This window comes from Variovorax guangxiensis, assembly GCF_003952165.1.
Classification (GTDB): Bacteria; Pseudomonadota; Gammaproteobacteria; order Burkholderiales; family Burkholderiaceae_C; genus Variovorax; species Variovorax guangxiensis.
The window spans coordinates 305,073-331,501 of the sequence record NZ_RXFT01000002.1 but is presented as its reverse complement, the minus strand read 5'-3'; the positions used below and the strand labels follow the sequence as shown (position 1 = coordinate 331,501).

General features: G+C 68.0%; 26 protein-coding genes. 8 read left to right on the top strand and 18 right to left on the bottom strand.

The genetic code is table 11. The features are described 5' to 3' along the window. Nucleotides 1-22 precede the first annotated feature (22 nt). On the top strand, nucleotides 23-1,246 hold the full coding sequence (locus EJP67_RS07115) for an acyltransferase family protein (protein ID WP_126021004.1): 1,224 nt from the start codon (nucleotides 23-25) through the stop codon (nucleotides 1,244-1,246). Here EJP67_RS07115 and EJP67_RS07110 read toward each other — a convergent pair. Next, nucleotides 1,183-2,070 (bottom strand): LysR family transcriptional regulator, encoded by an 888-nt coding sequence (locus tag EJP67_RS07110; protein ID WP_126021003.1) that lies wholly within the window; start codon nucleotides 2,068-2,070, stop codon nucleotides 1,183-1,185. The genes EJP67_RS07115 and EJP67_RS07110 overlap by 64 nt on opposite strands. 81 nt (nucleotides 2,071-2,151) lie before the next feature. Between EJP67_RS07110 and EJP67_RS07105 the strand changes: the two genes are divergently transcribed. Further along, a complete protein-coding gene (locus EJP67_RS07105) occupies nucleotides 2,152-3,045 on the top strand; it encodes an EamA family transporter (protein WP_126021002.1) in 894 nt (297 codons plus the stop codon). Nucleotides 3,046-3,135: 90 nt separating this feature from the next. Here EJP67_RS07105 and EJP67_RS07100 read toward each other — a convergent pair whose 3' ends face one another. From EJP67_RS07100 to EJP67_RS07060, 9 genes are all read right to left on the bottom strand, one after another. Continuing rightward, nucleotides 3,136-3,810: a GntR family transcriptional regulator gene (locus EJP67_RS07100; RefSeq protein WP_126021001.1), complete on the bottom strand. Its 675-nt coding sequence runs from the start codon at nucleotides 3,808-3,810 to the stop codon at nucleotides 3,136-3,138. Nucleotides 3,811-3,836: 26 nt separating this feature from the next. Further along, nucleotides 3,837-5,132 (bottom strand): NAD(P)/FAD-dependent oxidoreductase, encoded by a 1,296-nt coding sequence (locus EJP67_RS07095; RefSeq protein WP_126021000.1) that lies wholly within the window; start codon nucleotides 5,130-5,132, stop codon nucleotides 3,837-3,839. Further along, on the bottom strand, nucleotides 5,129-5,380 hold the full coding sequence (locus EJP67_RS07090) for a (2Fe-2S)-binding protein (protein WP_126020999.1): 252 nt from the start codon (nucleotides 5,378-5,380) through the stop codon (nucleotides 5,129-5,131). The genes EJP67_RS07095 and EJP67_RS07090 overlap by 4 nt, the downstream gene beginning before the upstream one ends. Continuing rightward, nucleotides 5,377-6,480, bottom strand: a complete 1,104-nt coding sequence (locus tag EJP67_RS07085) for an NAD(P)/FAD-dependent oxidoreductase (RefSeq protein WP_126020997.1) — start codon at nucleotides 6,478-6,480, stop codon at nucleotides 5,377-5,379. The genes EJP67_RS07090 and EJP67_RS07085 overlap by 4 nt, the downstream gene beginning before the upstream one ends. A 20-nt stretch (nucleotides 6,481-6,500) precedes the next feature. Next, entirely contained in the window at nucleotides 6,501-7,439 is a 939-nt protein-coding gene (locus EJP67_RS07080) for a 4-hydroxyproline epimerase (RefSeq protein ID WP_126020995.1), read from the bottom strand. 24 nt (nucleotides 7,440-7,463) lie between these two features. Then, nucleotides 7,464-8,597 (bottom strand): branched-chain amino acid ABC transporter substrate-binding protein, encoded by a 1,134-nt coding sequence (locus tag EJP67_RS07075; RefSeq protein WP_126020994.1) that lies wholly within the window; start codon nucleotides 8,595-8,597, stop codon nucleotides 7,464-7,466. Between the two features lie 84 nt (nucleotides 8,598-8,681). Next, entirely contained in the window at nucleotides 8,682-9,596 is a 915-nt protein-coding gene (locus tag EJP67_RS07070) for a dihydrodipicolinate synthase family protein (protein WP_126020992.1), read from the bottom strand. Nucleotides 9,597-9,763: 167 nt separating this feature from the next. Beyond that, nucleotides 9,764-10,486: an outer membrane lipoprotein gene (locus EJP67_RS07065; RefSeq protein WP_126020990.1), complete on the bottom strand. Its 723-nt coding sequence runs from the start codon at nucleotides 10,484-10,486 to the stop codon at nucleotides 9,764-9,766. A gap of 128 nt (nucleotides 10,487-10,614) precedes the next feature. After that, nucleotides 10,615-11,388, bottom strand: coding sequence for a Crp/Fnr family transcriptional regulator (locus EJP67_RS07060; protein WP_165909571.1), 774 nt, complete (start codon nucleotides 11,386-11,388; stop codon nucleotides 10,615-10,617). Nucleotides 11,389-11,499: 111 nt separating this feature from the next. Here EJP67_RS07060 and EJP67_RS07055 point away from each other — a divergent pair, with 111 nt between their 5' ends. Together EJP67_RS07055 and EJP67_RS07050 are read left to right on the top strand one after the other, a co-directional pair. Then, nucleotides 11,500-13,497 (top strand): acetoacetate--CoA ligase, encoded by a 1,998-nt coding sequence (locus EJP67_RS07055; RefSeq protein WP_126020987.1) that lies wholly within the window; start codon nucleotides 11,500-11,502, stop codon nucleotides 13,495-13,497. A 78-nt stretch (nucleotides 13,498-13,575) separates the two neighbouring features. Beyond that, entirely contained in the window at nucleotides 13,576-14,562 is a 987-nt protein-coding gene (locus EJP67_RS07050) for a Bug family tripartite tricarboxylate transporter substrate binding protein (protein WP_126020985.1), read from the top strand. Here EJP67_RS07050 and EJP67_RS07045 read toward each other — a convergent pair. From EJP67_RS07045 to EJP67_RS07015, 7 genes are all read right to left on the bottom strand, one after another. Continuing rightward, entirely contained in the window at nucleotides 14,546-15,910 is a 1,365-nt protein-coding gene (locus EJP67_RS07045) for a HipA domain-containing protein (RefSeq protein ID WP_420824258.1), read from the bottom strand. The two genes, EJP67_RS07050 and EJP67_RS07045, sit on opposite strands and share 17 nt — an antisense overlap. After that, complete coding sequence (locus EJP67_RS07040; RefSeq protein ID WP_126020983.1) at nucleotides 15,904-16,362, bottom strand: helix-turn-helix domain-containing protein; 459 nt, start codon at nucleotides 16,360-16,362, stop codon at nucleotides 15,904-15,906. Before EJP67_RS07040 ends, EJP67_RS07045 begins: the two co-directional genes overlap by 7 nt. 96 nt (nucleotides 16,363-16,458) lie before the next feature. Continuing rightward, nucleotides 16,459-17,439, bottom strand: a complete 981-nt coding sequence (locus tag EJP67_RS07035; RefSeq protein ID WP_126020981.1) for a tripartite tricarboxylate transporter substrate-binding protein — start codon at nucleotides 17,437-17,439, stop codon at nucleotides 16,459-16,461. Nucleotides 17,440-17,482: 43 nt separating this feature from the next. Further along, nucleotides 17,483-18,688, bottom strand: coding sequence for a M20 aminoacylase family protein (locus EJP67_RS07030; RefSeq protein WP_126020979.1), 1,206 nt, complete (start codon nucleotides 18,686-18,688; stop codon nucleotides 17,483-17,485). A gap of 114 nt (nucleotides 18,689-18,802) precedes the next feature. Beyond that, nucleotides 18,803-19,663, bottom strand: coding sequence for a pirin family protein (locus EJP67_RS07025; RefSeq protein ID WP_126020977.1), 861 nt, complete (start codon nucleotides 19,661-19,663; stop codon nucleotides 18,803-18,805). After that, the gene (locus tag EJP67_RS07020) at nucleotides 19,660-20,244 is read right to left on the bottom strand and encodes an NADPH-dependent FMN reductase (RefSeq protein ID WP_126020975.1); all 585 of its coding nucleotides are present in this window, start codon (nucleotides 20,242-20,244) and stop codon (nucleotides 19,660-19,662) included. Before EJP67_RS07020 ends, EJP67_RS07025 begins: the two co-directional genes overlap by 4 nt. Before the next feature lie 58 nt (nucleotides 20,245-20,302). Then, nucleotides 20,303-20,686, bottom strand: a complete 384-nt coding sequence (locus EJP67_RS07015; protein WP_126020973.1) for a DoxX family protein — start codon at nucleotides 20,684-20,686, stop codon at nucleotides 20,303-20,305. Nucleotides 20,687-20,772: 86 nt separating this feature from the next. Here EJP67_RS07015 and EJP67_RS07010 point away from each other — a divergent pair, with 86 nt between their 5' ends. The 3 genes from EJP67_RS07010 (at nucleotide 20,773) to EJP67_RS07000 (ending at nucleotide 24,173) form a co-directional block, all read left to right on the top strand. After that, the gene (locus tag EJP67_RS07010) at nucleotides 20,773-21,678 is read left to right on the top strand and encodes a LysR family transcriptional regulator (RefSeq protein ID WP_126020971.1); all 906 of its coding nucleotides are present in this window, start codon (nucleotides 20,773-20,775) and stop codon (nucleotides 21,676-21,678) included. 206 nt (nucleotides 21,679-21,884) lie between these two features. Next, nucleotides 21,885-23,657 carry an NACHT domain-containing protein gene (locus EJP67_RS07005; protein WP_126020969.1) on the top strand — a complete coding sequence of 591 codons (1,773 nt, stop codon included), beginning with the start codon at nucleotides 21,885-21,887 and terminating at the stop codon, nucleotides 23,655-23,657. Nucleotides 23,658-23,696: 39 nt separating this feature from the next. Further along, a complete protein-coding gene (locus EJP67_RS07000; protein ID WP_126020967.1) occupies nucleotides 23,697-24,173 on the top strand; it encodes an FKBP-type peptidyl-prolyl cis-trans isomerase in 477 nt (158 codons plus the stop codon). A 21-nt stretch (nucleotides 24,174-24,194) separates the two neighbouring features. On the opposite strand, the gene EJP67_RS06995 is transcribed toward EJP67_RS07000, so the two are convergent. Continuing rightward, nucleotides 24,195-25,775: a CYTH and CHAD domain-containing protein gene (locus EJP67_RS06995; protein WP_126020965.1), complete on the bottom strand. Its 1,581-nt coding sequence runs from the start codon at nucleotides 25,773-25,775 to the stop codon at nucleotides 24,195-24,197. Between the two features lie 174 nt (nucleotides 25,776-25,949). Between EJP67_RS06995 and EJP67_RS06990 the strand changes: the two genes are divergently transcribed. Beyond that, entirely contained in the window at nucleotides 25,950-26,372 is a 423-nt protein-coding gene (locus EJP67_RS06990; RefSeq protein ID WP_019653755.1) for a VOC family protein, read from the top strand. Nucleotides 26,373-26,429: the final 57 nt, after the last annotated feature.

Genomic DNA, 26,429 nt, shown 5'->3' with positions numbered 1-26,429 from the left:
CGTGAGGCCCGACAGTGGCCGCATGAACAACGCACACACCACCCAGGCCCCCCAGCGGCTGCACGCGCTCGACAACCTCCGCGCCCTCATGATGTGGCTCGGCATCGTGCTGCACGTCGCGATCAACCATCTCACCATCGACTCGCCGCTGCCGTGGCGCGATCCGAAGACGTCGCCGGTGGCCGACCTGCTGCTGCTGTTCATCCACAGCTTCCGCATGCCGGTGTTCTTCGTGCTGGCCGGCTTCTTCGTGGCGCTGCTGGCCGAGCGGCGCGGCGCGAACGGCATGCTGAAGAACCGCTGCCTGCGGCTCGCGCTGCCCTTCGCGATCTTCTGGCCGCCGCTTTTCGTGGCAACCACGGTGCTGGCGATGGTCTACATCCACCTGACGGTGCGCGGCGTGCCGGGCATCGACGTCGCGCTGACACCCGCGCGGCAGGCCGGCGGCTCGCCCTTCAACACCATGCACCTGTGGTTCCTGTACCAGCTGTTCTGGCTCAGCGTGCTGGCGTGGGCCGGCATGCGGGTCCGGCGCTTCGTGCCGGCGCGGCTACGCGAAGCGCTGGCCTCCGGCTTCACCGGGCTGATGGCGCGACGCTGGGGTTTCGCGGTGCTGGCGCTGCCGCTGGCCTTTGTAGGCATGCTCTATCCGTCGGGCATAGTCACGGAAAGCGGCTCGTTCCTGCCGCCGCTGGCCGAATGGATGCAGAGCGGCCTCTTCTTCGTGGCCGGCTGGTACGTGCATGGCCAACAGGAGCGGCTGCTGGCGCTGTTCGCGGCGCGGCGCAAGGGCTGCGCGGCGGCGGGCCTCGCCTTCCTCGTTGCAACCGTGCTGCTGCTGGGCGCCTCGCGCGGCGGCAGCCTGCATCGCGTGCCGCACCCGGAGTTCTGGATCGCCTTCGCCTACAACGCCACCGCGTGGCTCTGGAGCATGGCGCTGATCGGCGGCTTCGTGCGCTACCTGCCGCGCCAGAACGCGGTGCTGGCCTACCTGTCGCAAAGCTCGTACTGGGTGTACCTGGTGCACATGCTGGGCACCGTGGGCTTCGGCGTCCTGCTGTTCCATGCGCCGCTCGGCGCGGTCGCGAAGATGGGGCTGAACATCGCGGCCACCTCGCTGGCGGCGCTCGCGAGCTACCAGCTGCTGGTGCGCCGCACGCCCATCGGCAGGCTGCTGAACGGTCAGCGCCCCGAGAGCCGCTCGACCAGGAAATCGACGAAGGCGCGCGTCTTCGCCGCGAGGTGACGCGAGGGGTATACGGCATAGATCGGCGTGCGGTCGGCCTCCCAGTCTTCGAGCACCGCCTCGAGCCGTCCCGAGGCCAGCTCGCCCTCGACATAGATGCGCGGGACGAGGCTCAGGCCGAAGCCCGCGAGCAGGGCGTCGCGCACGGCGATGCTGGAGCCGACCTTGTAGCGCCCGTCGATGTGCACCGACACGCTGCGGCCGGCGCGCGCGAAGGTCCATTTGTTGGCGTGGCCCGAGAGCGTGAACTGCACGCACTCGTGGTGCTTCAGGTCGCCGGGCTGTCCGGGCCGGCCGGCGGTGGCGAAGTAGGCGGGGGCGCCGCACAGCACGTGGTCCATGGCCATGAGCTCGCGCGCGACGAGGCTCGAATCCTCGAGCCGGTCGCTGCCCCTTATGGCGAGGTCGTAGCCCTCGCCGATGATGTCGACGCGGGCATCCTGCAGGTTCAGCTCCAGCCGCAGGTTCGGGTGGCGGGCCATGAACTCGGGAACGGCCGGCGACAGCAGGGTGAGCGCGAAGGTCAGCGGCGCGCTCACGCGCAGCACGCCGCCGGGGCTGCTGCCCATGGGCGCCAGCGCGGCGTCGGCCTCGGCAAGTTCGTCGAGGATGCGCGACAGCCGCTCGTGGTACGCCGCGCCGGCCTCCGTCAGGCTCATCTGCCGGGTGGTGCGGTTGATGAGCCGCACCTTCAGATGCGCCTCCAGCTCCGCGATGTTCTTGCTGACGGCCGCCGCCGAAAGCCCCATCTGCCGCGCGGCGCCGGCGAAGCTGCCGCTGGAGGCGGCCGTGCGGAAGACTTTGAGGGCGGTGAGGTGGTCCATGCCTTATTGACGACTGTCGGTAAAGAATCAATTCATTATTCGGACATTCACAACCGCCGGTCAACTCACTAGATTCGAGGCATGACCAGCCGCACCACCGACATCCTCCTCACCGCCACGGCGCCCGCCATCTGGGGCAGCACCTACATCGTCACTACCGAGTTGCTGCCCGCCAACTACCCGCTGACGGTGGCGCTGCTTCGCGCGCTGCCTGCCGGCCTGCTGCTGCTCGCGATCGTGCGGCAGCTGCCCGAACGCGCATGGTGGGGCCGCATCCTGCTGCTGGGCGCGCTGAATTTCTCGGTGCTGTGGGCGATGCTGTTCCTCGCGGCCTACCGGCTGCCGGGCGGGGTAGCGGCCACCATCACCTCGGTGCAGCCGCTGATGGTGGTGTTCCTGGCCAGCTTCTTCCTCGGTTCGCAGGTGCGCGCGCTGTCGGTGGTGGCGGCGGTGGTCGGCATCGGCGGGGTGGCTCTGCTGGTGCTGACGCCGAACGCGGCGCTCGACGCGCTCGGCATCGCGGCCGCGATCGCCGCGGCGGTGTCGATGGCCTTCGGCACGGTGCTGAGCCGGCGCTGGCAGCCGCCGGTGTCGGCGCTGACCTTCACGGCCTGGCAGCTCACCGCCGGCGGCCTTCTGCTCCTGCCGGTGGCGCTGCTGCTGGAGCCGCCGCTGCCCGCGCTCACGCTGCACAACTGGATCGGCTTCGGCTGGCTCGGCCTGGTGGGCGCCGCGCTGACCTACATCGTGTGGTTCCGCGGCGTGGCGCGGCTGGAGCCATCGACCGTCGCGCCGCTGGCCTTCCTGAGCCCGGTGACGGCGGTGATCCTCGGCTGGGCGCTGCTCGGCCAGGCGCTCTCGACGTGGCAGGTGCTGGGCATCTTCATCGTGATCGCGAGCATCTGGCTGAGCCAGCATGCGCAGCGCGGCGCGCAGCCGCCGACGGTGCGCACCGCGCCGGCGGGCGTGCGCTGAAAAAAGGCCAGGCTGCGGCCGTGGCCCGGGCAGCTGCCCGGGGTGCCGGGGCAGCGAACGAAGTCCTTCGGCCTGCTTTTTTCTCTTTTGCTAGTTGTCGATGATCTTGCGCGCGAAGACTTCGAGGTAGTCCATCAGCCGGTTGGCGCCAGCCGTGGCGGCCGCTTCGTCGCCCGTCGCGATGCCGCGCGCCAGCTGCAGGTGCGCGTTCGCGCCCTCGACGATCTCGCCCTCGTGCTGGTAGGCGTACCAGAAGCGCCGGCACTGCACGATGGGCGGGATCACCGCGCGCACCGCCGAGTCGTTGTGGCTCGCCTGGTGGTTGACGAGATCCAGCGCGCGGTCGGCCTGCATGTAGTCGTTGAGGTCGCCACGGCCCGCGGCCTCGACCATCGCCTCGGCGCAGCGCACGATCTCCTGGCGCTGCCGCGCGGTGGCGCGGCGCGCCGAGCAGGCGGCGATCAGCAGTTCGAGCACCCGCCGCGTCTGGATCACGTCCAGGTGGTCGGCCAGGTCGATGGCCGACACCAGCAGCCCGCGCCGGGGCTGCTGCACGATGAGGCCGATGGACACCATGCGCATCAGCGCCTCTCGCACCGGCGTGCGGCCCAGGCCGGTGCGCTCGGCGAGTTCGGCCTCGACGATCTGGCTGCCGGGCTGCAGCTGCATGGTGGACAACAGCGTCTCGATGGCGTCGTAGGCCTCGTCGGCGGCGCGGCGCTTCGGCTGGGGACGGGGTGCGACGGTGTTCTTCGGGGAGGCCATGGTCTTGTTCTGCGGATGCGGCGGCGTCATTGTCGGACGTCCGCGCCTTCGCCCGCGAGGCCAGCGAGCGTGGCGATGCGCACCGGCGACAGCGGCGGGCGCGGCGCTGGCGGTGTCCATCCGAAAAGGAACTGCGCCGCGTCACCGCATACGCGCCCCTGACAGGCGCCCATGCCGCAGCGGCGGTGCAGCTTGGCGTCGGTCCAGCCGCTGCAGTCCTGCAGCGCGGAGAAAGGCACGTCCTCGCAGCGGCACACGAGCGTGTCGGGCTGGGGCAAGGTGCGGATGTCGGCATGCAGCGCGAAGCTGCGGTGCAGCTGCGCGGCGAAGGCATCCCAGCGGACGCGTTCGCCTTCGTGGGCGGCGGCGGCACGCTCGTTGCCCACCGCCGCATGGCCGGCGATGCTGCCCTGCGCCAGCGCACGCTCGCTGCCGCCGAAGCCGGTGCACTCGCCCGCCGCGAAGATGCCGGGCACGCTGGTGGCCTGCCGCGCATCGACCTGCAAACCCCGCGCGCTGAAGCCGTCGGAAGCCAGCGCGCAGCCGAGCATGCGGCCGAGCTGCGTGTTGGGCACCAGGCCGAAGCCGCAGGCGATGCGGTCGCAGGCGATCTCCATCTCCTTGCCGTTACCTCGGCGCAGGCGCACCGACTCGACCTGCAAGGCGCCACCCGCCGAGACCACGTGCGACGAAGTGCGATAGCAAGGGTCGGCCAGCGTGACGGCCTGTGCCGCCTTGCCGGGCCAGCGCGCGAGGCTGGCGCCGAAGCGCGCGACCGAGGCGAACGAAGCCTGCTCGGCGATGCGCAGCACCCTCGCGCCCGCCGCGCGCGCGGTGGCTGCGGCGGCCAGCAGCAGAGGGCCGCTGCCCGCGATGACGATGCGCTCGCCCTCGACCGGCAGGCCGGCCTTGATGAGCGCCTGCAGGCCGCCAGCCCCGGTCACGCCGGGCAGCGTCCAGCCGGGAAAGGGCAGCAGCAGTTCGCGCGCGCCGGTGCAGAGGACGAGCTTGCCCCATCGCATGCGTACGGCGCCGTCGGCGTCTTCGAGCAGCAACTCGCCGGGCGAGGGCGCCGCGACCACGCGCGTGCCGCTGCGCAAGCGGATGTTGGCGTGGCGTTCGAGCGCATCGCGCCATTTGCGCGCAGCGGGCGGCAGCCTGGCACCGGGGCCGTCGCGCCAGATCTGTCCGCCGGGCGCGGGGTTGTCGTCGATCACGGCGATCGATGCGCCGCTCGGTGCGGCCGCAACAGCCGCCGCCATGCCGGCCGGACCGGCGCCGATGACGAGCACGTCACAGCGCTCGGGCACGACGCCGTTCATTCCGATGTCTCCACGCGCATGCCCTCGGCGCACACCGTCTGGCAGGCCAGCCTGCGCCGGCCATCGACGAGCACGCGGCACTCCTGGCACACGCCCATGCCGCAGAAGGGCGCGCGCGGCTGGCCCGTGACCGACGTGCGCGCGACGCCCATGCCGCCGGCCACGCGCAGCGCGGCGGCGACCGAGCTGCCTGCCTGCACGCGGACCGGATGGCCGTCGATGTTCAGCAGGGTGTGGCCGTTGTTCATGCGGCCTCCCGCAGGCCGCGCGGCGCATAGGGTGCGGCGTCGAAACCGGGTGCCGCGCCGGTCATCAGCGCGGCGAGCAAATGCGCACTGCCGGGCGCGGTGGTCACGCCCAGGCCTTCGTGGCCGACGGCGAGCCAGAGCTTCTCGCGCCATGGGTGCTTGCCCAGCAACGGCAGGCCATCGGGCGAGGCCGCGCGCATGCCGGTCCACGAACGCAGCGCGTTGAGGTTGGCGAGCCCCGGCAGGTAGTCCAGGGCGCGCTGGAGCATGCGCGCCAGCATCGGCGCTTCCACGGCCGCGTCGGTGGTGTCGAACTGGCGCGAGGAGCCGATCAGCAGCTGCCCCGTGGGACGCGGCTGCACGTTGAAGGCGACCGAGTCGCCCTCGCTGTGGTGCGCGCTGGTGACGTAACCGAGCTCGACGAGCTGGTGATGCACCGTGCCCGGATAGCGGTCGGTGATGAGCAGGTGGCCCTTCTTCGGACGGATCGGCAGTTCGGGGCAGAGCGTGGTCGCCTGGATGCCGTTGGCGAGCACGACCTGCGACGCGGCGCGGCGGCTGCCGTCGGCGAGGCGCAGGGTGCCGTCTTCCTCGATCGCGTCGACCTTCGCCTGCTCGATGCGGACCGATGCCGCCTGCTGCGCGAGCAGCCAGCGCGCCGCGTTGGGTGCGTAGAGGATGCCGTCGCCCGGCACTTCGAGCGCACCGGCGAGGCCCTTGCGCAGCGCGGGCTCGGCGGCCGCGAGCTGGTGCGCGTCGAGCAGGCGGCTATCGATGCCGTGCGCTCGAAGCCGATGCTGCTTGCGTTCGGCCTCGGCCATCTCCTCGTCGTTGGCGGCGATCCACAGCGTGCCGCAGGGGCTGTATGCGCAGTCTTCGCTCATGCGCGGCGCGAGCTCGCGCCATTGCGCGATCGAACGGCGGCTCAGCTCGAGCTCGGCCGGGTTGTCGTCCATCACCACGAGGTGGCCCATGCCCGCGCCGGTGGCGCCGCCGATGCCCGCGTCGAGCACCAGCACCTTCGCGCCGGCTTGAGCGAGCGCATGCGCGCACGCGGCGCCGACGATGCCGGCGCCGATGACGATGACGTCCGCGTCCATTCCGCCCGCTGCGCCCGATGTCAGAGCCGGATGCCCCAGCCGAAGGGGTCGGCGTCGTCGATCAGCAGCGTCGCCTCGGCGCTGATGTGCGCGCGGCCGCGCAGCGTGGGAATGACGCGGCCTTCGCCGTCGAGCGCATAGCTGGCCTCGAAGACGCTGCCGATCACGCTGGCCTGCTTCCACACCTCGCCCGGCGCGAGCTTGCCGTCGGCCGCGAGGCAGGCGATCTTGGCGCTGGTGCCGGTGCCGCAGGGCGAGCGGTCGTAGGCGTTGCCGGGGCACAGCACGAAGTTGCGGCTGTCGGCGCCCTCGCTGTCGTCGGCGAAGAGTTCGATGTGGTCGATCTCGGCGCCGTCGGCACCGGTGATGCCCTGCGCCGCCAGGGCCTTGCGCAGGGCGGCGGTGTAGTCGGTGAGCGCGGCGAGGTTGTCGCTCGCCACGCGCTGGCCGTGCTCGCTCACGAGGAAGAACCAGTTGCCGCCCCAGGCCACGTCGCCGCGCACGGTGCCGTGGCCCGGCAGCTCGACCGCCGCCTGCCGCAGGTGCCGGTAGGCGGGCACGTTGCGCACGCTCACCGAGCCGTCATCGTGCAGCGTGGTGGTCACGGTGCCCACGGGCGTCTCGATGCGGTGCTCGCCGACGCCGATGCGCCCCATGTGCGCGAGGCTGGCCACCAGCCCGATGGTGCCGTGGCCGCACATGCCCAGGTAGCCGGCGTTGTTGAAGAAGACGACGCCCGCAGCCGCATCGGCCGAGACGGGCTCGCACAGCAGCGCGCCCACCACCACGTCGCTGCCGCGCGGCTCCAGCACGGCGGCGGCGCGCCACTTGTCGTGCCGCTCGGCCAGCAGCGCGCGGCGCTCGGCCATGCTGCCCTTGCCCAGGTCGGGAAATCCCCCGATCACCAGGCGCGTGGGCTCGCCGCCCGTGTGTGAGTCGATGACCTGGATGCGCTGCATGTGGCGTGGTCCGTTCTTTCTGCTTCAGTAGCTGGCGATGGGCACCGGCGCCGCGTTCTTGAAGGTGAACACGGTGATCGGCGCCTGCTTCATGTTGCCCTTGTCGTCGTAGGCGTAGGTGGCGGCCACGCCCTTGTAGGTGGCCTTGTAGAGCTCCGCGCCGACCTTGTCGGGGTCGATGGAGTTGGCCTTCTTCATCGACTCGCCGATGAAGAGCACCTGGTCGTAGTACGAGGCGGCGTACGCGTCGGGATCGACGTTGAAGCGCTTCTTGAACTTCTCCTTGAAGGCCGGGCCGCTCTGCGCCTTCTCGAGGATCGAGCCGCCCTGCGCGCAGAACACCAGGTCGTTGACCGCGTCGCCGCCGAGCTTGCCGGTGGCGGGGCTGCAGACGGTGTCGCCGCCCAGGAGCTTGCCGGGCACCGCGAGCTGCTTCATCTGGCGCGCCATGGGCGCGGCCTGCGGCGCGTAGCCGCCGAAGAAGATGGCCTCGGGCGCCTTGGCCTTCATGTTGGTGAGGATGGCGGTGAAGTCCACGGCCTTGTCGGTGGTGAACTCCTGGCCGACCACGGTGAGGCCCTGCTTCTTCGCCTCCTTGGTGAATTCCTCGGCGAGGCCCTGGCCGAAGGCGGTGCGGTCGTCGATCACGCCGACCTTCTTCAGCTTCATCTCCTTGGCCGCATACACGGCCATGGCGCCGCCGATCTGGTTGTCGCTCGCGATGATGCGGTAGAGGTTCTTGTAGCCGCCCTGGGTGACCTTCGGGTTGGTGCCCACGGTCGAGACCATGGTGCCACCGTCGCTGTAGACGCGCGAAGCCGGGATGGCCACGCCCGAGCAGTACGGGCCCATGACGAACTTGACGCCGTCGTCCACGAACTTCTGCGCCACGCTCACGCCGGTCTTGGCGTCGCACTGGTCGTCTTCCGAGACCAGCTCGAACTTCAGCGTCTTGCCGCCGACCACGAGCTTTTTCGCGTTGAGCTCCTCTATGGCGAGGCGCACGCCGTTTTCATTGTCCTTGCCCGCGAAGGCGTTGGGGCCCGAGAGAGGACCGCTGTGGCCGATCTTGACCACCTGCTCCTGCGCATGCGCCTGGCCGGCGAGGGCCAGGGCTGCGAGACCGAGAAACGAAACCATGCCTGCTTTTGTCTTCATGCTTCTTCCTGCTGGGTTGGGGACGATGAAAAACACGCGGCCGGCAGCCGACCGGTAAGCCGGTGCCGGCGCGCCGTCGGTTTATTACATGACCGACTGGTATTGAACAGGCCTCGTCGCGAGCGCCTTCTTCACGATGCCTTCGATGAACTCGCGCTCGGCGCCGATGAGCGGCAGGCGCGGGCGGCGCATGTGCTCGGTGCCCACGCCCACGAGCACGTCGATGAGCTTGAGGTTCTGCACCAGCTTGGTCGACACGTCGAGGTGCAGCATGGGCGTCATCCACTGGTAGAGCTTGAGCGCTTCGGCGAACTTGCCGGCCTTCATCAGGTCGTAGAGCGCCACGGTCTCGCGCGGGAAGGCACAGCCCACGCCGGCCAGCAGGCCGTCGCAGCCCAGCGCCAGGCCCTCGTAGGCGAGGTCGTCCACGCCGAGGAAGAGCTGGTAGCGGTCGCCCACGGTGTTGCGCAGGTCGGTGATGCGGCGGATGTCGTCGGTGCTTTCCTTGATGGCGGCGATCCATTCGCAGTCGGCCAGCTCGGCCATGTGCGCAGGCTTCAGGTCGACGCGGTAGGCCACCGGGTTGTTGTAGACCATGATGGGTTTCTGCGCCGCGTTGGCGATGGTGCGCACGTTGAGCATTGCCTCGCGCGCGTCGGCCACGTAGATCACCGAGGGCATCACCATGAAGCCGGCCACGCCGAGCCTGTTGGCGCCGTCGACGTAGCGCAGCGCCTCGCGGGTGCTGGTTTCCGACACGTTGGCCAGCACGGGGATGCGGCCGTCGGCGGCCTCCAAGGCGATCTTCGCGACCTGCAGCTTCTCCTCCAGCGTCAGCGTGCTGGCCTCGCCGAGCGAGCCGCAGGTGACGAGGCCGTGGATGCCGTTGCGGATCTGGAAGTCGATGTGCCGGGCCGTGCCCTCGGCGTCGATGCTCTCGTCGGCGTTGAACTTGGTGGTGACGGCGGGAAAGACGCCCTGCCAGCGGGGATTGCTCACTTGATCGCTCCTTCGGATGTGCGGTGGAAAACGCCGCACTCTAAATATATTAAGGATATACGGTCAAGATACTTTTGGGGCAAGCGCTCTTTTGCGCCGTGTTCTTCTGTGATACGGAGGCGGCGGCGCAGGGCGCGCGGCCCTGGCCCCGCAGGAGGCCCGCCGGCCTACTTGTGGCCGTCGGCCGGGCGCAGCACGCCGCGCTGCAGCGTGACCGGCTTGCCGATCGGCGGCGCGGTCTTCGTCTCGACCGTGCGCAGCCGGCCGTCGTCCATGCGCACGCCCACCTCGTAGACGGTGACGGTGCGCACGTGCTTCTCGATGGCGTTACCCGCGAAGCCGCCGCCCACGGCGCCCAGCACCGTGGTGGCGACGCGGCCGTTGCCGTGGCCGAACTGGTTGCCGACGAGGCCGCCGACCACGCCGCCAGTGACCGCGCCCACGCCAGTGGTCTTCTGCTGGCGCTGCACCGGACGGACCGACTCGACGCGGCCGCAGACCGCGCAAGCGGGCGCGGCCGGCATGGCGGGCGCAGGCTCGGCAGCCGCAACTGTCGTCGAGTTCGCGGGAGCGGGCGCCGCCTGCGGCACGGCGGCCATCGACCGCGGGGCCGTGCCGGCTGCACCAGCGTAGCCACCGACGGCAGGCGGCGGCATGGCGGGCGCGGGCGGCATGGCTTCGGGCTTGAAGTCGTCGGGCGCCGGGGCGGTCGCCGCGGCGGCCACGGGCGTGGATGCAGGCGCGGCCGTTTCCTGCCCTTGCCTGTGCAGCAGCACCCCGCCCAGCGCCGCGACCGCGATGGCCAGCACGCCGATCACGGCCCAGAGCACCTTGGGCGATCCGCTCGCGCGCATGGCCGCAGGCTGTTCGAGGGGCGACGTCGAATTCATGGAAAGTCCTTTCCGCCCCCGCGCACGGTGCGCCGGAGGCACCGCCAGAGCATGGCTTTGGAGGACGCGGAGTTCAATCCGCCGGCGTCCTACAGGCGCATAGGGCGGGGCGCCGAAGCAGCAGCGGATCAGCCCGCCCGCGCCATGCCCGCGATCGGCTCCAGCGCGAGCAGGGTCAGTTGCCCGTAGCCCACGTGCAGCCAGCCTTCGGCCTGCATGTGCTGCAGCGCGAGGTTGCAGCGCTGGCGCGAGACGCCGGCGATGGCGGCGAGCTCGTCCTGCGCGATGGGCAGGTGGATCAGCCCGAGCGGGTTGTTCAGCGGATGGGCCAGCCCGCACAGCGCGTTCGCCACGCGCGCGGGGCCGCGCATCAGCCGCACGTCGCCCACGTGGTCCATGAAGTAGTGCAGGCGCTCGTTGATCTGGCCGTAGATGAAGTCCTTGAAGGGCGGGTGCTCCTGCAGCAGGCGGGCGAAGTCGTCCTGCGGCAGCAGCGCCACGCGGCTGTCGCGCAGCGCCACGTAGTCGGCATGGCGAGGCTTGCCGCGCAGCAGCGCGCCCTCGCCGAACCAGCAGCCCGGCAGGATGCCGCCGAGCGTGGAACTGCGGCCGTCGGCGGAGAGCACCGAGGTCTTCAGCAGCCCCTCCATCAGCCCGAACCAGGCCGACGGGATCTCGCCGCGCCGCGCCAGCAGCTGGCCGCGCGACACCCGGTGCTCGCGCATGCGCTCCATCACCCGCTTGCGCAGCGGCGCGGGAAAGGGCGCGCTCCACGACGACAGGCGAAGCAGCTCGTCGATGCCGAAGCCCGCGGGTCCATCCGCCTTCGGGCGTCGGGAAGGCGGCGGCTGCGATGCGCTCTGGCGAAGCGCGTCCGGCAGTTCGTCTGGCTTCTTTTCCAACGGGCAAACCCTTAAGTCAAATGTCTCATTTTCAACAGTATCGCTTCCGCATCGCCCGAACAATCCGGCCCGAACCGCCCGTCGGGCGGCCCTCCGGATTCCAGCCGCACGATGCACGATTCGCCCCCTTCCGACGCCCACGGCCAGCTGCTGTGGACCCCCTCGGCCGAACAGGTCCGCGCCAGCGGCCTGCATGCCTACCAGCAGTGGCTGGCCGAACGCCATGGCGTGCCGGCGGGCGGCTACGAGGAGCTCTGGCAGTGGTCCGTCGACTCGCTGGAACTCTTCTGGCAGTCGATCCGGGAGTATTTCGGCGTGGTGGGCGAGGGCGATGCGCAACCGGTGCTCGGGCAGCGCGAGATGCCCGGTGCGCAGTGGTTTCCCGGCACGCGGCTGAACTACGCCGAGAACGTGTTCCGCAGAGTGGGCAATGACCCGGCAAGCCTGGCGATCATCTCGCGCCGGGAAGACGCGCCGCTGCGCGCCATGTCGTGGGCCGAGCTGGAGCGCGACACCGCCGCGCTGGCCGGCCGGATGCGCGCATGGGGCATCGGCCCCGGCGACCGGGTTGCGGGCTACCTGCCCAACTGGGCGGAGACCGTCGTCGCCTTCCTGGCCTGCGCCAGCATCGGCGCCATCTGGTCGAGCTGCGCGCCGGACATGGGCCCCGGCGTGGTCCTCGACCGGCTGCGCCAGATCGAGCCCTGCCTGCTGCTGGCGACCGACGGCTACCGCTACAACGGCAAGCACCACGACCGCAGCGCCCAGGTGAAGGAGCTGCTGGCCGAGCTGCCCAGCGTGAAGCGCGTGGTCCACGTGCCGGGCCCGGCCGACGAGCCCCCGGCACCCGACTGGCGCGACCGCGTCGACTGGGCCGACGCGCTGCGCGAGGACGCGCCGCCGCGCTACGAGCGCCTGCCTTTCGACCACCCGCTGTGGATCGTCTATTCGTCGGGCACCACCGGCCTGCCCAAGGCGATGGTGCACGGCCACGGCGGCATCGTGCTCACGCACCTGAAGACCATGGCGCTGCAGCACGACCTGCGCGCAGGCGACCGGCTGCTGTTCCTCGGCAGCACCGGCTGGATCGTGTGGAACCTGCAGGTGGGCGCGCTTTTGACCGGCGCGAGCATCGTGCTGTTCGACGGCAATCCCGCCTGGCCCGACGCCGGCGCGCTGTGGCGCTTCATCGGCGAACAGGGCGTCACGCTGTTCGGCTGCGGCGCGGCCTACCTGGCCAACTGCATGAAAGACGGCCTGCGTCCGCGCGACACCGCGAACCTGGACCGCCTGCGCGCCATCAACGCGACCGGCTCCCCGCTGCCGGTGGAGGCCTATCTGTGGGTCTACGACGCCGTCAAGCCCGACCTCTGGCTGGCCTCGATCAGCGGCGGCACCGACATCGCCTCGGGCTTCGTGGCGTGCGCGCCCAGTCTGCCGGTGCACGCCGGCGAGATCCAGTGCCCCGAGCTCGGCGTGGCGGCGTACGCATTCGACGACGCCGGCCGGCCGGTGGTCGACGAAGTGGGCGAGCTGGTCATCACCAGGCCCATGCCATCGATGCCGCTGTACTTCTGGAATGACCCCGAGAACCGGCGCTACCGCGAGAGCTACTTCGAGATCTTTCCCGGCGTCTGGCGCCACGGCGACTGGATCCGCTTCACCCCGCGGCGCAGCGCGGTGATCTACGGGCGCTCCGACAGCACCATCAACCGCTTCGGCATCCGCATGGGCACCGCCGAGATCTACCGCGTGGTCGAGCAGCTGCCCGAGGTGCGCGACAGCGTCGTGGTCGACCTCGAATACCTGGGCCGGCCTTCGTTCATGCCGCTGTTCGTGGTGCTGCAGCCGGGCATGGCGCTCGACGCGGCCCTCATCGAGCGCATCCGCACCGCCATCCGCACCAAGGCGTCGGCGCGCCACGTGCCCGACGACGTCGTGCAGGTGGACGAGATCCCGCGCACGCTGAGCGGCAAGAAGATGGAAGTGCCCCTGCGCAAGCTGCTGCTGGGCACGCCGGCCGACAAGGTGGCGAGCCCCGACAGCATGCAGAACCCGCGCAGCCTTGCGTTCTTCATCGACTACGCCCGCCGGCGCGCGGCGGCCTGATTCCGCGGCAGCCTCCCGGGCCGCCTTCCGTTTTCCCCAGCCCTTTCGCAAACACACAAACTCAAGGAGACACAGCACATGCAACGACGCCACTTCCTCAACGCCATGGCAGGCGCCGCCGCCACCGGCGCACTGACGCCCTTCGCCGCCATCGCGCAGGCGCTGGAGCAGGTGAAGGTCATCTACGGCTTTCCCGCCGGCAGCGCCGGCGACAGCGTGGCGCGCCGCGTGGCCGAGAAGCTCGGTGGCACGGCCTACAGCAAGAACCCGGGCTTCGTGGAGAACAAGCCCGGCGCGGGCGGGCGCATCGCACTGGAGACGCTCAAGGCCGCGCCGGCCGATGGCTCGGTGCTGGCGCTGGCACCTGTCTCGGCGCTCTCGGTGTATCCGTACATCTATCCGAAGCTCTCGTACAAGCCCGAGGACGTGACGGCCGTTTCCATCGGCGCGGTGATGTTCCACGGCCTGGCCGTGGGTCCCTCGGTCCCGGCCGAGGTCAAGACGCTGAAGGACTTCCTGGCCTGGGCCAAGGCCAACCCCGAGAAGGCCAGCTACGGCTCGCCGGGCGCCGGCTCCATGCCGCACCTGCTGGGCGCGCTGCTGGGCATGCGCGCGGGCGTCGATCTCAAGCACGTGCCCTACCGCGGCACCGTGCCCAGCATCACCGACCTGGTGGGCGGCCAGATCGCGGCGGCCATGAACCCCAGCGGCGACTACCTGCAGTACGTGAAGGCCGGCCGCATCCGCGTGCTGGCCACCTCCGGCAAGAAGCGCTCGCCTTTCCTGCCCGACGTGCCGACCTTCGCGGAGCTGGGCTACCCCGACGTGACCTCCGAGGAGTGGTTCGGCTTCTACGCGCCCGCCAGGACGCCCGCCGCCACCATCGCCACCGCCAACGCGGCCATCACCCGGGCGCTGAAGGACAAGGCCGTGATCGACGCGCTGGCCCTGGTCGGCCTGGTCGCGAACGGCGGCACGCCGCAGGACATGGCCGCCGACCAGAAGGCCGAGTACGAGCGCTGGGGGCCGCTGGTGAAGCAGATCGGGTTCACTTCGGAGTCCTGAGCGCGGAGTCCTGAGCAGCCTCCCGCGAGGCGATGTCGGCGCCCGCCAGGAATCGCTTCGCCTCGCCTCGCATGCCCTGCGAGATGGCCTCCCAGGTGCGCGCGGGAAAGTCCGGCGGCAGCAGAGCCTCGACCTCGCCCAGCGCGGCGTCCACAGATGCCACCAGGTCGAGCATCGCGTTCCACACGCCGATGCCGCCGCTCTTCATCGCCAGGCCATGCCAGTGGCGAGCCTGGATGGTCTGGAACACGTAGTGCACGTTCCTCGAGCGGATCGCCATCGCCAGGCCCGCCCTGCGCGGCTGGAACTGATTGGCGCCATCGCCGAAATACGGCCACATCGAGATGACGTCGTACAGCGGCGTCATCTCGTAGGCGTCGCCGCGCTGGAGGTGGATCGAGAAGTTCTTGGCATGCCCGTCGGTGGCCGCGAGCAGGAAGAAAGCCAGCTGCGCGAGCAGGAAGCGCGCGCCGTCTTCCGCGCTCCTGCTGCCTTGCAGCAGCTGCAGGCACTTCGACATGCCGGGCCCGCCGTGCTGCTCGTACTTCCTTTCTGACGGCAGGCCCAGGGCCTGGCAGAAATCTTCCTGCGGCAGGCGTGCGATCCAGGTCCCGCCGTCCATCGACTCGCGGTCGAAGCGCTCCACGACCAGCACCGTCTGCCCGCCGAAGGTGGCCATGGAAGTCGGAGCCACCGGCAGGCCGAGGGCCAGCACGATCTGCGCGCACAGCCATTCGTTCTGCACGGAATCGGAGGCGTCGACGCGCCTGGAGCCGCCGATCAGCCCGAGCGGCAGCTTCACGATGTGCGTGGTGGGCGTGGCGCCATGCGGCCGGCACCATGCGCCATTCCAGCGGGTCAGCGCCGTCTTTTCCTGCGCGCCGGCCAGCGAGATGCGAAACAGGTCTTCGTCGCGCATGCCTTGCGGCACGTCTTCGGACGGCACGGCATGCAGCAGCTCGGCGATCTGCGCCTCGTCCAGCGGCTCGCAGTCGATGGCGTTCCAGCCTTGCGGCACGGCGCCTTCGGGCACGAGTTGAACGGCACCGACACAGTCGCGGCCGATGGCTTCGAGCAGGCCGAAGGCCGTGGCGTCCTTGAGCCGGAAGCGGTTGCGCAGCCGCGCGCGAATCCTGTCGTTGTCGGGCAGCAGGTTGTCGAAGTAGTTGCGGACCACCTCGCCGCGAACCTCGAGTGCGCTGTTGAGCGGGATCGACAGCGACAGCGACCGCCGCCGCGGCGATTCGAACCACGCCGGGTCATAGCGGAAGGAATGGGCGCCGCGCTCGACGATCCAGGTGCCTACGCGCTCTCCGTTCATCCAGGCGTCGAGGGCCTGCGTCACCACGACTCCCTCTTGGGCCGGACGACGAAGTTCCGGCGCGAGGTGGGCTTGACGTCCTTGCCGGGGTTCAGCGCCTGGAGCGCACGAAGCGATTCGCCCGGCGCACCCGGCGATTCGGCCTCCAGGCGCACCAGCACCGACTGGTCGCTCATCGGCGTGGCGGTCCATGGGCCGGGCGGAAGCTTCACGGCGTCGTACTGGGCGGGTTCTTCCGCGGCAATGGGAACGGTGTTCGGCGCAGCCTCGTCGCGAAGGCAGAAGGAGGCTCCCAGCGCCGACAGCAGCTTCATCAGCTGCTCGAAGCTGACCGCGCCGGGGTTCGCCTCGATCTCCGCGATGCGGGCCTGGCTGACGCCGACGAGGGCGCCGGCCTGCGCCTGCGTCAGGCCGCGCTGCTTGCGCAGGGCCTTGAGGTGCGGCCGCAGCTGATCGACGAAGCGCAGGGGATAGTCCATTGCGGCTGCAGAATATCGGCCCTGGCTTGTTTTGTCAAAATATCGGCTTTGCCTTATTTTTATTGAATATAGGGTCAGGCTTGTAATTTCACGCCGTCAGTCGACCTTGGCCCCCGACGCCTTCACCACCGCGCCCATCGCATCCCAGTCCGCGCGCAGCAGCTTCTGGAACTCCTCCGCGCTCTGGCTGCGCGGCTCCACGCCCAGGCGCTTGAAGCGTTCCTGGATCGCCGGGTCGGCCAGCACCTTGTTGGCTGCGGCGTTCAGGCGCTCGACCTCGGCCTTGGGCGTGCCGGCGGGGGCGAGCAGGCCGATCCACGAGTCGAAGGCGTAGCCCGGCAGCCCGCTCTCGGCCACGGTCGGCAGCTTGGGCAGGAAGGGGCTGCGCGACTGGCCGGTGGAGGCCAGCAGCTTCATGCGGGCGTCGTCCTGGAAGCCGATCACGCCGATGCTCGAGGAGATCACCGCCTGCACGCGGCCAGCGAGCACCTCGTTGACGGCCTCGCCGGTCGACTTGGTGGGGATGTGCGTCATCTGCAGGCCGGCCTTCGCGAGGAAGGAGGCCATCGCCAGGTGCGTGGCGCTGCCGTTGCCGGCGGAGGCGTAGTTGTACTTGCCGGGGTTGGCCTTGACCTCCTTGATGAAGTCGGCCGTGCTCGACACGCCCATGCCGCTGGCCACCGCCAGCACGTAGCCCGCGTTGCCGACATTGGCGACGCCGACGAAGTCCTTCAGCGGGTCGTAGCTGAGCTTGCTGTAGAGGAAGCCCGCGATGTTGTGGCTCGCGGCCGCGAGGATCAGCGTGTTGCCGTCGGCCGGCGCGCGCGCCACGATAGCCGCGCCCACGGTGCCGCCCGCGCCCGCGCGGTTCTCGACGATGGCGCTGGCGTTCAGCGCGGCGCCCAGCTCGTTGTTGAAGGCGCGCGCCACCGTGTCCTGCACCGCGCCGGTGCCGAAGGGCACGACGATGTGGATCACGCGTTGCTGCGCATGCGCCGGAACGCCGATCGCCAAAGCAGCGGCGCCGGCCGCGAAAAAGGCTGCGAGAGAACGTCGGGTGAACGGGGTCGTGCTCATCTGGGTGGCCGCTTTCATCATCAACAGGAAAAGGGAATGCCGATCAGCCGCGCGCCGGCAGCCAGCGCTGCACCAGCTTCACGAAGTAGCTCGCGCCGATCGGGATGATCTCGTCGTTGAAGTCGAACGAGGTGTTGTGGATGATGCAAGGCCCGGGCCCGTGGCCGTCGAGCCGGTGATCGCCGTCGCCATTGCCCAGGAAGGCGTAGCAGCCGGGCCGCGCGAGCAGCATGTGGGCGAAGTCCTCGGCGCCCATCACGGCGGGGAAGTCGTCGGTGACCATGTCGTCGCCCACCACCTCGCGCATCACACCGGCCGCGAAGCGCGCCTCGGCCGGGTGGTTCACGGTCGGCGGCGACGAGCGCTTGAAGAACACCTCGGCGGTGCAGCCGTGCGCCGCCGCCACGCCAGCCGCCACTTCGCGCAGGCGGGCCTCGAGCTTGTCGATGGCGTCGATGGAGAAGGTGCGGATGGTGCCGCCCACGGTGGCGACGTCGGGAATCACGTTCGGTGCATCGGAGCCCTGCAGCTGCGTGACGGCGAGCAGCGCGCGCTCGGTGCTCGGGATGGTGCGCGCCACGATGGTCTGCAGCTGCTGCGCGAGCGTGACCACCGCCGCCACCGGGTCGATGCCGGTGTGCGGCATCGAGGCGTGCGTGCCGCGTCCGCGCACGGTGATCAAGTAGGTGTTGCTCGAGGCCATCAGCGCGCCTTCGTTGAGCGCGAAGCGGCCCACGTCGCCGACCGGGAAGTTGTGCAGGCCGAAGACGGCGTCGCACGGAAAGCGCTCGAACAGGCCCTCGTCGATCATCTTCTTCGCGCCGGCCTTGCCCATCTCCTCGGCGGGCTGGAAGATGAAATTCACCGTGCCGTCGAAGTCGTCGGGCCCTTGTTGCGACAGGTGCCAGGCGGCGGCCAGCAGCATGGTGGTGTGGCCGTCGTGGCCGCAGGCGTGCATGCGGCCGGGGTTGGTCGACTTGTGGGCGAACTCGTTGGCCTCGTGCAGCGGCAGCGCGTCCATGTCGGCGCGCAGGCCGATGGTGCGGCTGCCCGTGCCCTTGCGCAGCACGCCGACGAGCCCCGTGCCCGCGATGCCGCGGTGCACCTCGATGCCCCATTCGGCGAGCAGTTTCGCGACCTTGTCGGAGGTGCGGTGCTCCTCGAAGCCGAGCTCGGGGTGCGCGTGGATGTCGCGCCGGATCTCGACGAAGCGGGCGGCGTTGGTGACGAAGGAATCGGCGATGTTCATGGCGGGGCTGAGGCTGGCTGCAAAACCAGTCGGATCGTTCGATGAAGGGATGAAGCGAACGATTCTGGCGCAGCCGCCCGCCCGGCGCATGCCGGGTTACTTACTACCCGGGGGCTAGGCGAGCCGCCCTTCCTGCCGCAGCTTCGCGCCGATGCGCCGGATCTCGGCCTCGCCCTGCTCGAGCGCGGCCTTGCTGGTGTGCACCGAGTAGTAGCCCATCACCAGTTCGTGCGGATGCTTCACTGCCGAGCCCAGCACGAAGGAGGTGTCGCCATGGGCCACGAAGTCGATGGCCGCGCCCGATTCCTCGAACACCGCGAGCTCGCCGGCGGCGATGGGGCCGCCGGTGTCGTCGCCCGCTTCGAGCCTGCCCGCGCTGAGCGCGACCCAGCCCACGGTGTGGCCGGCCGGCGGCACATAGCTCCAGCGCTCGCCGTCCTTCAGCTTCACGGCCAGGTAGTTCATCGGCGAGGGCGCCGCGACGGGGCTCTGCGCCGCGCCGTATCGGCCGAGCAGCACGCGCGCCGGGCCTTCCTGCGGCACCTGCGAGGGCGCGAGGTACATGCTCTGCGCGGGCGCGTTTTCTTCAGAAGGCGGCAGCGCCACCCACAGCTGGAAGCCGCTCACGCGCTCCACGCCGGGCGCGGGCGCGGGCGCGCCGGTGTGCCACACGCCGTTGCCGGCGCGCATCCACTCGACGCCGCCGCCATGCAGCGTGCCCTGCTCGCCGGTGGTGTCCTCGTACTGCGTGTCGCCTTCCATCAGCCAGGTCAGCGTGGCGATGCCCGAGTGCGGATGCAGGCCGAAGCCCTTGTGGCCGCCCGTGACCTCGAAGCCGAAGAGGTCCAGGAACACGAAGGGCTTGAGGAACTCGCCCAGGTCGCCTGGGCTCATCAGCCGCGTGATGCCGCCGTGGCGCGAACCGCGCGTACGGTAGACGATGGCGCGGGCCCGCGTTGCGACTGCGGCGGTCATACGGCCTCCCTTGCGGTCTTCAGTGCCTTCGTCCACCAGGCGATGTCGTCGAGCAGCGCCGTGGCCGACTGCGCGAGGTGCGGGAAGTCGCCGAAGCTCTTGCCCTGCTGCCAGATGCCGAGGAACTCGACCATGCCGATGTGCACCGCGTGGCGCACCGGCGCCATCTGCATCTCGACGGCCACCAGCCGCAGCTGCTCGACCGCGCGCGCAGCACCCACGCCGCCGTAGCCCACGAAGCCGATCGGCTTGCGGATGAATTCCTTGTAGGCCCAGTCGATGGCGTTCTTCAGCACCGCACTGGGGCCGTGGTTGTACTCGGGCGTGACGACGATCAGGCCGTCGAAGCTGGCCAGCTTCGCCTGCCAGCGTTGGGCGGCCTCGTTCTTCACCGGGCCCCAGGCCGGCGCGCCGGCTTCGTCGAAAAGGGGCAGCGGGTGGTCGCGCAGGTCGACCAGCTCGAAGGCAAGGTCGGTGCGCTGCTTCGCGATCTCGTGGATCCACTGCGCGGGCTTCTCGCCGAAGCGGCCTTCGCGGGTGGAGCCGAGGATGATGCCGATGCGGGGTTGTTGTGCGGTCATGAGGTACTCCGTGGGGTCTGGAAGAAGAAGAAGAAGAAGAAGAAGAATGAAGGGAAGCTCAGGCGGCCGTGGCCGGTTGCGGCACGGGCCACAGCCGCCAGGCGACGAAGCCCGACAGCGCAGCCAGCACCACGGCCGGCGCCGGGTTGCCGCCGATCAGCGCGAGGTGCGTGGCCACGGCACAGACCATGGTCGCGAACAGCAGCAGGCCGCCGAGGAAGCCGGTCGCGGGCACCAGCAGCAGCACGGCGCCGCCGACCTCGACCAGGCCCGTCACGTAGCGGAACCACTGGCCGAAGCCGATGGCGTCGAACACCTGGACCATCTGCGGCGCGCCGGCCAGCTTGGCGGCTCCGGCAGCGCCGAAAGCCAGGGCCAGCAGGATGCGCACGCCCCAGACGATGCGGCGTTGCGTGGGGGAAGCGAGCGATGTGGAAGTCATGGGCAGAAGGTTAGGCGCGCACCTATTGATCGACTAGACGGTAGAGTCGGATTGCACTCGTCCATGAATTGAAGGAATCAGCCGCCATGTTCGACCTCAACGACGTCGCCGTCTTCGTCCAGGTGGTGCGCCACGGCAGCTTTGCCGAGGCCGCCCGGCGGCTGGGCCTGCCGCCCAACACCGTGAGCCGGCGCATCCAGCAGCTCGAATCGCAGCTGGGCACCCGACTGATGCAGCGCTCCACCCGCAAGCTCACGCTCACCAGCGCCGGGCAGGATTTCCACGACCGGTGCGCCGGCCTGATCGACGGGCTGGCCGCCGCCGGGCAGGCGCTGGCGGCCGGCGGCCAGGAGCCCAGCGGCCTCGTGCGGGTGGCCGCGCCGGCGGACTTCTTCGATTTCTTCCCCATGGAATGGGTGGCCGACTTCCTGGCCGAGCATCCGCTGGTCAAGCTCGACTTCGTGCTCAGCGACGCGGCCGCCGACCTGATCGCCGAGCGGATCGACGTGGCCTTCCGCGGCGGCGTGCTGCGCGACTCTGGCTACGTCGGCCGGCGGCTGGCCACCCGCAGTGCAGGCCTGCTCGCGAGCCCCGCCTACATCGCGCGGCGCGGCGAACCGAAGAGCCTGCAGGATCTGGCCGGACACGACTGCGTGACACCCTCGACGCCCACCGGCCACACCACCTGGCGCCTCACCGGCCCCGACGGCGTGGAGGAAGAAGTGCAGGTCACCGGCCGCTTCACCGGCAACACCGCCCAGGCGCTGCGCAGGGCCGCGCTCGCGGGGCTGGGCATCGCGCAGCTGCCGCCCGCCATGGCCACGCGCGACGAGCAGGCCGGCCAGCTGGTGCGCGTGCTGCCTCAGTACGAGTACACCGGCCGGGGTCTCAACGTCGTGTACCCGAGCCGCAAGCACCTGCCGCTGGCGGTGTCGGCCTTCATCGGGCTGGTGATGGGCAAGCTCGTCACGGCCTCACCGACTGTCCTTTAGGCAACCAGGATGTACGTCGACTTTGCCGAACCATCTGACTCAGTTTGAAGTCGGCCTTCTTCAGGGTTGTTACCCGATACAAAGCGAGACAACCTACCGTACAAAGACTTATTGAATCGGGGTTTCAAAACCCGCTATATCCGGCACAAGCGCATATTAAATCGATAATGAATTAATTTCAGTTAAGACATAAAAGCAAAAAACAAATGCCAGATTTCACAGTACCCATTTCGCTGCTCCGCAAGCCATTTGAAAATTTATATCTGACTGCATCCGGGAAGTTGCAGGAAAAAATTGGCCAAATTAAGACAGCCTCGAAAATTCGAGAGCTCCACAAACGCCTTTGGGAAAGTCAGCGAATAAAGACAATCTGGCACACCGATCGGCCTCTGAGCTTGAGCAGTTTTTTCTATCCTGTATCGGTCAATTACACGACCAGTTCTGGCAACAATAAAACGCAGCTTGCCTCTTTAGACGATCTGCCTGACTTACACAACCTCCTTTTCGGAACTGCCGGCCAAGGAAAATCAATCCTTCTGCGCTACCTATTGGGCAAAGAAATACGATCTGGCACGCGTGTACCGTTACTCTGCGAGCTCCGGAATGTAGGAAACAATACTTTGGAGACGCATCTAATTACCAGGCTTGGCGCCCTTTTAGATATCAATGCGGACGCTGAATTATTTAAATTCTTTGCTGTTCAAGGAAAAATAACCTTCCTACTTGATGGTTTCGATGAGGTGGAGCCTCAATTTATTTCCGCACTCATGAGTCAGCTTGAGGATTTGAGCAATAAATACAGCACATGCAGAATAGTAATTACCTCTCGACCCGACTCGGAGTGCAAACATCTCACGAACTTCCACTCCCTCGACGTCGCACCACTTTCCCTTGACGATCTTCGCCCCTTTTATAAAAAAGTAACTCGAGGCGATTCGGCATTTGCAGACAAATTAGTTGCCGCAATCAATGCCTCCCCTCTACAAATCAAACAACTGGTTGTTACACCTTTGCTGGCGACATTGCTTGCAATATCTTATCGAGCGGCGCAAAAAATCCCCTTGGAATTCTCAGAATTCTATGAGGAGCTGTTTCAAATTCTCCTCATTCGGCATGATGGTTCGAAATTAGGATGGAGACGGTCAAGAAAGACAAAACTCACCGATCGAGAAATTCAACAGGCTTTCGAAGCCCTATGCTTCTCTACCCGAAAGCGCCAGCTCGCAACGATTGAAAATGAACTACTTCATACTCTCGCAGCAGCAAGTCTATCAGCCACAAAATCTTCTGCTAACGCAGATGATTTTTTATATGACATCAGAAAAATAACGTGCTTGCTTGTGGAGGAAGGGAAGAAGACTACATTTGTTCATTCAAGTGTTGCTGAATTCTTCGCCGCCCGCTACATAAAATCCAGACCTGAAGATGTCGCAAAGAGTTTTTACGAAAAACTCGTTGCTGACCGTTGGAGCTACTGGCAGCAAGAATTGCTTTTTCTGCAGCAAATAGACACTCATCGCGCAACGAAATACTTCCTAATACCCGACCTTCATTCCAGCCTCTCGAGCATACTCTCAGATATCTCGGAAGTTGGCATTTTGGATGTTCACAGGTATTTAGAAGGACTTGGAGTTAAAAAGAGCTTTGTTGAGCGGGATGGCACCAAACAGCCAGCATATTACACTCAGCGAAATCGGCCATCGTTAACCTACCATCAGCAAGCTCTTGACAGTAGAGCTTTTCGTCTTCTTTTTCAAAATGCAGCCACTCCTTGGAATATTGGCTTCCTGAATGACCCAACATCTACACAAAGAAGCTATCTGCAAATTTCTAGAGATAGAGGGGAGAAATTTGCAAATGAATTTGACCAACATCTGCTAACCGCAATCAAACTGCAAATCAACATGCTACAAGAGTGGCGACAATCCATTGCAGCAGAGGAACAACTCATAGGATTCGCTAACATTGACGACATCTAATGATTTAATCCAACACTTTGGATTCAAGAAACTGTTGCAATGAAAATCGAAAAAGACACCGTCGTCACCATCAAGTACAAAGTCTCCGACGCCCAGGGCAAGCTCATCGAGGCGAGCCCCGAGCCGATGGCCTACCTGCATGGCGGCTACCAGAACACGCTGCCCAAGATCGAGGAAGCGCTGGACGGCAAGGAAAAGGGCTACCAGACCGTTCTGAACCTCGCCCCCGAAGACGCCTTCGGCCAGCGCGACGAGTCACTGGTGCGCAGCATCCCCAAGACCGACTTCCCGCCAGGCGTGAAGGTCGGCGGCCAGCTGCAGGGCCGCCTCGACGACGGCCGCGAGCACGTCTTCACCGTGATGAAGATCAAGGGCCCGGTCGTGCTGCTCGACGGCAACCATCCCTGGGCCGGCAAGGCGCTGAAGTTCAGCCTGCAGGTGACGGACGTGCGCGCGGCGCAGCCGGTGGAGATCGAGCACCGGCATGTTCATGGGGCGCACGGGCACCATCACTGAACGGGCCGTGTCCATCCACGGCTAGCTTTTCTTCCAGAACCTCGCCGCATCCTCGATCTTCGCGAGCGCCTTGCGGCAGGCCTTCGCCCCGGCCGCGTGCCGCGCGGTGAACCATCCCACCGCGAACCATGCGCGCGCGTCGCGCGCGGTGGCCTCGCGGTACAGGGCGAGCGCGACGGCCTCGTCGTTGAATTCGCCGAGCGCGTCCTGCGCGGGGCGCAGGGCCTTCAGGTAGCGGCCGGCGGCGCCGCCTTCTTCCTTCTCGTCGAAAAGTGGCGCCACGAACTCCGCGAGGTAGCGCAGGCGCTTGAGGCGCTTGCGCACGCGGTGCTGGCTTTCGGTGTCCAGCGATTCGAAGCGCTCGCCGTCGCGCAGCACCTGCCTGTGGAGCCGCCGCAGGCGCTTTCGCAGAAGGCGGCGGGCGTCGTTGGCGCCTACCGGTGCTGATGGCGGATCGCCTTCAGCGGCAGTCTCGGGCGCCGGTTCGGCCGGCTTCGCCGCGGTGAAGCCGATCAGCGAGACGAGCACGTTCTGGAAGGCCGGGGCGCGCACGATGTCGCCGGGCGAGGGCGCATCGGCTGCGGCGGCATCGTCGGCGGCCAGCGGGTCGAAGTCGGGCGCGCCGGCTTCGCGCAGGCGCGGCTGGGCCAGCTTCACGACCTGCTCGCGGTCGCGCAGTGCACCGAGGGCGCGGAAGGCGTCGACCAGCGGAGGCTCCCATTCGGCGGCTTCGGCGAGGCCCGAGGCGGGGTCGAGCGACGCGAGTTCGCGCAGGGCGGTGCGCAGGCGGCGGATGCCGATGCGCAGCTGGTGGATCTGCTCCTCGTCGGTGCTGCCCGCGGCGATCTCGCTCGCGTTCGGCAGCATCTGCGCGAGGCACGAGGCGACCACGGCCTGACGGATGGCCAGGCCGTCGGGGTGCTGGTCGGCGAAGCGCGGCGGCTCGGCCTTCACGGCTTCCACGGTCTCCTGCGCCGCAAGCAGCCGCGCGCCGCGTTCGGCCTTCGAGACGGTGCTGAACCACAGCCCGTGCTGCTGCGACCAGCGCCGCGCGAGCGAGACCAGACCCTGCACGTCGCCGCGCTTGAGCTCCAGTTCGAGCTCGCACACCGGCGATTCGCGCTGCTCGGGCGTGCCGGCGTGGGCGACGACCTTGCCGACGTCCAGCGCCATCTCGACCACCGCGCCGCCGGGCCCGGTGACGCGCACGTCGCGCGTGAGCCGCACGATGTCGGTCGATTGCCGTTCGACCAATTGCGTGCCATCCGCCAGCAATTTCGCAAGCCGCTCGCCCACAGGCGTGCCCTGGTGGCGCTGGGGATCGATCTGCGGCGCCGGGCCCGTCGTGCCCAGATCGACGTTGTGCTCCAGCCGGTGCAGGGCGTTGTCACCGGTGGCCTTGACGGTCTGAACCCAGCGCCGCCCCTCCTTGCGCAGCCGCAGCACCATGCCGTCGGCGGCCAGCCGCTGGTCGGCGGTGTCGAAATAGCGGGCCTGCAGGCGGGTGCGCTCGACGGTGCCGCGCCTGAGGGCGGTTTCGACGGCCTTCAGGCGGCCGGAGGGGATGCAGAACTTGAACTCGATTTCCATGATGGTGGCCATGATGCCCGGTCCGTTTCTCCCCTTGCAATCGCGGTCGCATCGACCGGATCACGGGCTTCGAAAAAAGATGTGGACGCCGTCCATTTGATTTGATATCGTTTGTGGACGGCGTACACAAAACGCCGGAAAACACCTCCACAACCCACTTCTTTTCTTCATCGACAGGACGACACCATGGCCACCAAGCAGATATTCGTGAATCTCCCCGTCAAGAACCTCGACAAGACCAAGGCGTTCTTCGCCGCGCTGGGCTACACCTTCAACGAGCAGTTCACCGACGCCAATGCCGCGTGCATGGTCGTCCAGAAGGACAGCATCCACGTGATGCTGTTGGTCGAGGAGTTCTTCAAGACCTTCACCACCAAGAGCATCGCCGACACCGCCAAGAGCACCGAGGTGCTGCTGTGCCTCTCGTGCGAGAGCCGCGCCGAGGTCGACGAGCTGGTGGCCAAGGCCAAGGCGGCCGGCGGCACCACGCCGACCGAGCCGAAGGACTACGGCTTCATGTACGGCCACGGCTTCCAGGACCTCGACGGCCACCTGTGGGAGCTGGTCTACATGGACCCGAACGCCGCCGTGACTCACCAGAACCCCTGAGGCAGCGCCGCAGCCGCCGAGGACCCGGACGATGCCGATCGTTCCATACGCGCTCTT